We start from the raw sequence: 6,707 nt of genomic DNA, 5'->3' as shown, positions 1-6,707 counted from the left end.
ACGCGTCGCGGTGCCTGCGGTGAAGGTAAAGCGGGTTCCGTTGAGTGGCATGATGTTAATCCTTTAACGATGAGTGAATTCATTCATCAAAATGTGAATTATTTAGTAATCCATTAACCAGGCCAATAATAATTATTATATAAATCATTGTGATAAATAAAAATTTGCGAGGGGGAAATTAATCTTAACAGGGCAGGATATCAGTGATGAACATCACGGTTTTTAAATGGAAATAGAAGAGAAATTTAAGAATGATGCCCCTGTTTTGAATGTTCTGACGCGTATTAATCCGCTTTATTGCTCAAGAGGATGGGCGTTTTCATACTCCCCCCCGTAAACTCCACACTCCTTTCGCCCCTGACATCAGCGCATTCTCGCTGTCAGCGTGCGGACAAAGGCGTCTACTGGATTATTGAGTGCGTCGTCCTGTGGGAAAAGTCATAGCGGGTTGTATGTGCAAAAGGCTGAATGCCGGGAATGGTAATTCACCCGCGCGTGCCGCATTGATACCGAGCTTCAACATGAGAAGTACCGAAACAACAGTCAATCAATGTCGTTTATGTCATCAGTACGTCACGCTGCTGTCAGAGCCCGGCGCGCATCGTGGCTGTACACCCTGATGTTATTTCCGACTCCACGAGGTATTTGCCATGCATTATCGTTTCGCTTCGACATTAATAGTCGCCGCTGCGGCGGCTTTCGCTTCTCAGGCTGCGACTGCCGCGCCAGTGAAAAATATTGTGCTGGTTCACGGCGCGTTTGTAGGCGGCTCGGGCTGGCGTCCGGTTTACGAAATCCTGACCCACGATGGATATAATGTGACGCTGGTTCAGGAACCGCTGACCTCCTTCCCGGAAGATGTGGCAGCGACCAAACGTATTCTGGCGATGCAAAATGGTCCGACGATTCTGGTCGGCCACAGTTATGGCGGCGCAATTATCACCGAAGCGGGTAACGATCCGCACGTTGCCGGTCTGGTTTACATCGCCGCACATGCGCTGGATAAAGGCGAAACAGAAGCGATCAACGGCAAGAAATTCCCTAACGCGGCGCATCCGTTTGCAAAAACAACGAACGATTTCCTCTATATCAACCCGGTCAACTTCCCTTCTGACTTCGCCGCAGATTTACCTTTGAAGCAGGCAGAGTTCGAAGCAAAAGCACAGATGCTCACCTCCGCCAGCGTCTTCACCGCCAACATTCCCGACCCTGCATGGAAAGTGAAACCCAGCTGGTACATGGTTGCCAAGGCCGACAAAATCATCAATCCAGATTTAGAGCGTATGTATGCCAAACGCGCACACAGCCACACCGTTGAAATCGCCGGTGCCAGTCATTCAGTGTATGAATCGCATCCCAAGGAGGTCGCAGCGCTGATTGAACAGGCGGCGGAAGGTGCAGCAACGTGATTTAAACGGCGAGATAAAGAATGCAGGGAAGCATATGCTCATAGTTCACACGTTTGCATACTGGAATATTGAAAAGATTGATACGATAATTTAACACTGACAATAAATATGTTGTTGATGGAGAATAGTCCAGGCATTCGAATTGGGAATTCCAGAGAAGAATATATCTTAATGCTGGAATTCTGGAAATTCTGATTGCCGTTAACTGAAGGTAATATTAATTGTCAGTTGCTTTATTAATACTTCATTTAATTAAGCTATAGGGGTAACCTGCCCCCTATGACTTATATCACTTTATCGTGAAGAACATTTCAAACTGGTATTTTAATACTTCCACTCTGGGTAAATATCATGAAATTCACACCGCATGATGATATCGACTACTGCTAAAATCTTATCTTTTAGCTGCTTTCAATCTGACGATCCTTCTTCCCCTAAGGCGGTCGTTTTTCTGATAAAGACGATCTAATGCTTTGTCAACTGCACATGTTATGTTTTTTATATCAATACACGGTGTCCAGGAAAAAATTCCGCCACCGGCATTAGGGTCAAAAACAAAAAATCTGTTTGAGTCACCGGTCACAAGAAAACCTGCATGGTCGGAGCTTCCCCAAAAATCATAGAATTTCGAAAACTGGCTACCAACTTGTTGGTGAGAGTCTGAACTCTTCAGGTTTAATAAAAAAACTCCATTTTTATCAAATTGATACTCCCACTTACCTGGCGCTGCAAAATTGTACATATAAGCAGACTGAAATTTTTCCATATTTCCTCTAAAATCCTCAGTCCCTAAAGTCGTTTTTCCCTCAAAAGAATTGAAGCTCATCCTCAGCATATCTGCATATCTGCATATTCTTTTGTTCTTTGAAAAACACCGTCTAAAGGATAATTATCCGTCATTTGAGGAAAGCATTCTTTTAGATAAATCATCATTGAAACACTAATACCGGCACACCAACCATCAGATTTATTTAAATCCAGCACATAAAACTGCGAAAAATTAAATGTATCACTTTCTAGTAATGGCATTCTTTCCTCTATTAATGTTATTTTAAAATTTAACCAATGACTTTATTTTTACTTAAAAATACATGACAGCTCGTTTTTCCTCCTCGCAAACACTTAGGTTCCCTCCAGATATCATTTGCGCGAAAACCCTTAAACCCATAAAACATACAAATAATCAATGCTCCATGAACTATTTGCATGAAGTAAAGTATGCCTTACATAAGATAATTTAATTGATAGAAGTCATATAAACAGAATATTTTAATTAAAAATGGCGAGATTTAATTTTATATTAACACCCAACTGTACATATTTTGTTCTTTTTTTTGTAACCGGAGTAATCCACTTACTCCGGTTTCTGAAATAATGAATCTTAGTGGAATTGCAAATAAGCCACATGCGTTTGCAGATATTCCTGCAAACCGTGCTTACCGTCCGCGCCACCCACGCCGGATTTACGCCAGCCGGCGTGGAAACCCTGCATCGCTTCGAAGTTTTCTCGGTTGATGTACGTTTCACCGAACTTCAGTTGTTTCAGCGCTTTCATCGCGGTGTTGATGTTGCTGGTGTAGATAGAGGACGTCAGACCGTATTCGCTGTCGTTGGCCATCGCGATGGCTTCTTCCAGCGTTTTGAATGTCGCAACAGGAAGCACCGGGCCAAACACTTCTTCATGCATAATCGGCATGTCCTGTTTGATATCCACCAGCAACGTCGGCGGATAGAAGAAGCCGGTGCCGCTTTCGCGCTTACCGCCCAGCAGCACTTTCGCGCCCTGAGAAACTGCTTTCGCCACTTTATCTTCCACACGCTGTAACGCGGCCGCACTGATCAGGGGGCCCATATCCAGCTCTTTTTTCTCCGCCGTATTGCCGAAGGTTACTGCCTTCATCGCCACGCTGATGCGTGAGATGAACTCGTCGTACACACCTTCCTGCACGTAAACACGTTCCGCGCAATTACACACCTGCCCGGTATTGATAACACGAGAACTGACAATAGCTTTTACCGCCAAATCTAAATCTGCATCGTCCATGACGATAGCCGGAGCTTTACCGCCGAGCTCCAGCGAGACTTTGGTGACGTTCTGCGCCGCGGCGGTCATGGTGGCGATACCGGCGGCGACGCTGCCGGTCAGGCTGACCATCCCGACTTTCGGATTGGCTGCCAGTTCCTGGCCAACGGTCGGGCCGTAGCCGGTGACGATGTTGAGCACGCCTTTTGGCAAACCGATTTTATGGATGATTTCGGCAAAGATAACCGCATTGTTAGGCGTGATTTCACTTGGTTTGATCACGATAGTGTTACCGGTGATGAGCGCCGGAGCAGCTTTGCGGGCGATCAGGAAGAACGGGAAGTTCCATGGCAGAATGCCGGTGGTCACGCCAATGGCTTTGCGGAAGACAAAAATGTTCTCGTTCGGCCGGTCGCTTTGAATGATCTCACCTTCGTAACGGCGCGCCCATTCGGCCATGTAATCCAGATAATCGGCGGTGAACAACACTTCGGTTTGCGCCAGACCGTAGGTTTTTCCGCCTTCGGCAATAATCGTCTCGGTCAGTTCGGGTTCGCGCTCGCGGATCCCGGCGGCGATTTTATGTAGCCACACACCGCGTTCTACCGCAGGTAATGCTTCCCAGCCCGGCTGCGCCGCTTCGGCAGCGTCGATGGCGCGTCGGGCATCTTCCGCAGAGCCTTCCGGGATCTGGGAAATGATCTGTTCCGTCGCCGGATTCACTACGTCAATCCACTTTCCGCCGGTGTTTACAACGAATTCGCCATTGATGTACATACGTTTCTGAACTGTGCCCATATAAGGTGTCTCCAAGGTACGGATAGTGGTGATGAACGAATTGTTAAAAATAAGTTCTTTTTTGTGAATTTTTAACAGCCTGTTCCATCCGCCGAAGCTTTACCTTTTCGTGGCTGCCAGTCAGGTGCGGGAAATGGCAAAAATGTCATGGTCGGAATGCCCGACGTAACATTTTTGCAAATTATGAGAAAGGAATCGGGAGCGTTACTGACGAACCTGACGCGGCGCGTAGCCGAATTCACGTTTAAACAGGGTTGAAAAGTAGTTGCTGTCGCAGAAGCCGCACTGATGGGCGATATCGGTGATCGAGCTGTCGCTGAACCTCAGCAGGTTGCGGGCATTGATCAGCCGCAGGCGATTAAGGTAGTTCAGCGGCGTGCAGCCGGTCTGTTGTTTCATCTGACGGTGCAGCGTGCGCAAAGACATCGAGAACCGTTCGGCAAGTACCGGCCAGTCGATTTCTTGGTCGTAATGTTCGTTCATCCAGTCGAGCAAATTATTGAGATCGCCGCCCTGCCCGCCATAACCGACATCACGGCTGCCTTTACGCAGCAGCAATAACAGCTGCATAAAGTAAAGTTCCTGCTGCGCCTGCGACTCCGGCGACTGGCTAACGGGCTTTTGCGCCAGCATGTCGATCAGTGTTTTGGCCTGCGCGACCTGTCCGGAATTGATACGCCAGTGAGCCGGATAAATTCCGTCAACTTCCTGCGGCAACAGATCGCCGACGCCGTTCAGAAAGCGAAACGCATCCGGGCTGCGATACAGCACGTTGGTCAGGTGCAGATTGTCGGTATCTTCATACAAATGATGGTCGCGGTGACGGACAAAACAGACGCTGCCCGCACTGAGGATCATCGGCTGATCGTTAAAGACGTGGGTGCCGGTGCCCTGTTCGACCAGCACAATTTCGTTAAAATCCTGATGATGATGTTCAGGAAAGGTCTCCTGAGGATAACGGGGTTCAATGGCAACCGGGAAATCTCCTGAGGGGAAATACTCACTACTGCGTAACACCGTCATTTCCGACTCCTTATTAACATTATCGTAATATCTTAGTCGGCGATGACGTATGCATCGGGCCGAAACTGTGACCGGACAGTCGCTTTTGAACAAAACCCGTATTTCTCTGCTAAGTCTGGTGAAATGCGCTGTGAGACGCAGATTTACGCCTCATTTTAGTGCGCCTTTTTAACGGTAAATCACTGTGTTTTTTTGACCGTTTTGGCAGCGCACCACAAGATTGTTATCAATTTGTGAGGTTGTTCTACCAAACCTTTGCACCTTTGCCATAGTTGGCTAACAACTGGCACTCGCGGAAAGGTCAGTTTGTCAGCAACCTCCTAGAGTCGTGATCATGCGCCTGGCGCGTCGGCAATTTTTCGTCGTTACCCTTTTTGCAGATTTTGCGAATTAGCATGCGGAGTACAAAAATGAAATTAAAACACGTACTGAGCCTTACCCTGATCGCGAGCAGCATCCTGATGGCCGGTGCGGCATCGGCTGAAGTTAAAATTGCGCTGGTGGCGAAATCACTGGGCAACGGATTTTTTGAAGCAGCCAACGTGGGCGCACAGCAGGCTGCGAAAGAGCTGGGCGATGTCAAAGTGATATACACCGGCCCGACGACTACCACCGCCGAAGCGCAGATCGAAGTACTGAACGGCCTGATTGCTCAGGGCGTGGACGCGATTGCCGTCTCTGCCAATGACCCGGACGCACTGGTGCCAGTGCTGAAAAAAGCCATGCAGCGCGGCATCAAAGTGGTGTCATGGGATTCCGGTGTAGCGAAAGAGGGGCGTCAGATCCATCTCAATCCGTCTAACAATGCACTGATTGGCGAAACGAACGTTAAACTGGCCGCTGATGCGCTGAAAGCGCTGAACGTGGAGAAGGGTGATGTTGCCATTCTCAGCGCCACACCGACCTCGACCAACCAAAATTTATGGATCGCCGAGATGAAAAAGGTGCTGCCGAAGTATCCATCGGTGAACCTGGTGACCACAGCCTATGGTGATGATCTGTCGGATAAAAGCTATCGTGAAACCATTGGGCTGCTGAAGTCGTATCCCGACCTGAAAGTCATTATCTCGCCATCCTCTGTCGGCATCGTGGCGGCGGCGCAGGCGGTGAAAGATCAGGGCAAAATTGGCAAAGTGTACGTCACGGGTCTTGGGTTGCCTTCTGAAATGGCCGGGGCGATAAAATCCGGCGCGACCAAAAGTTTCGCCATCTGGAATCCGATTGATCTGGGTTACGCCGCCACCTATCTGGCCGACGATCTGGTTAAAGGCACAGCTACGAAAACCGAAGCCAGCATGGGACGTTTAGGTAAAGTGAAACTGGACGCCGACGGCAGCGGCGCAATGGCTGAACCCTTTATTTACGACGCCAGCAACATCGACAAATTCTCCAAAATATTCTGATCCTGAATGCGGCTGACCGGTCTCCGGTTGGCCGTTTCGTTGTGCTTCGTC

At 48.5% G+C, this 6,707-nt stretch carries 6 protein-coding genes; 2 read left to right on the top strand and 4 right to left on the bottom strand.

Going from position 1 to position 6,707, the window contains the following annotated elements; translation table 11 throughout:
* The first annotated feature begins 650 nt into the window (after nucleotides 1-650).
* Entirely contained in the window at nucleotides 651-1,409 is a 759-nt protein-coding gene (locus tag ACMHLI_RS19005; protein WP_413530820.1) for an alpha/beta hydrolase, read from the top strand.
* 394 nt (nucleotides 1,410-1,803) lie between these two features.
* Here ACMHLI_RS19005 and ACMHLI_RS19000 read toward each other — a convergent pair whose 3' ends face one another.
* From ACMHLI_RS19000 to rhaS (ACMHLI_RS18985), 4 genes are all read right to left on the bottom strand, one after another.
* Nucleotides 1,804-2,235: a hypothetical protein gene (locus ACMHLI_RS19000; protein WP_413530819.1), complete on the bottom strand. Its 432-nt coding sequence runs from the start codon at nucleotides 2,233-2,235 to the stop codon at nucleotides 1,804-1,806.
* A 2-nt stretch (nucleotides 2,236-2,237) separates the two neighbouring features.
* Entirely contained in the window at nucleotides 2,238-2,438 is a 201-nt protein-coding gene (locus ACMHLI_RS18995; RefSeq protein WP_413530818.1) for a hypothetical protein, read from the bottom strand.
* Nucleotides 2,439-2,790: 352 nt separating this feature from the next.
* The gene (gene aldA / locus ACMHLI_RS18990) at nucleotides 2,791-4,230 is read right to left on the bottom strand and encodes an aldehyde dehydrogenase (RefSeq protein ID WP_413530817.1); all 1,440 of its coding nucleotides are present in this window, start codon (nucleotides 4,228-4,230) and stop codon (nucleotides 2,791-2,793) included.
* Between the two features lie 204 nt (nucleotides 4,231-4,434).
* Nucleotides 4,435-5,253, bottom strand: a complete 819-nt coding sequence (rhaS, locus tag ACMHLI_RS18985) for an HTH-type transcriptional activator RhaS (RefSeq protein ID WP_413530816.1) — start codon at nucleotides 5,251-5,253, stop codon at nucleotides 4,435-4,437.
* A gap of 410 nt (nucleotides 5,254-5,663) precedes the next feature.
* Here rhaS (ACMHLI_RS18985) and rhaS (ACMHLI_RS18980) point away from each other — a divergent pair, with 410 nt between their 5' ends.
* Nucleotides 5,664-6,656: a rhamnose ABC transporter substrate-binding protein gene (rhaS, locus tag ACMHLI_RS18980; RefSeq protein ID WP_413530815.1), complete on the top strand. Its 993-nt coding sequence runs from the start codon at nucleotides 5,664-5,666 to the stop codon at nucleotides 6,654-6,656.
* Nucleotides 6,657-6,707 lie beyond the last annotated feature (51 nt).

The sequence above is a fragment of the Rahnella inusitata genome (genome assembly GCF_965118895.1).
GTDB lineage: Bacteria > Pseudomonadota > Gammaproteobacteria > Enterobacterales > Enterobacteriaceae > Rahnella > Rahnella inusitata_A.
The sequence above is the reverse complement of the archived record's forward strand: the minus strand, read 5'-3'. Positions and strand labels throughout refer to the sequence as shown.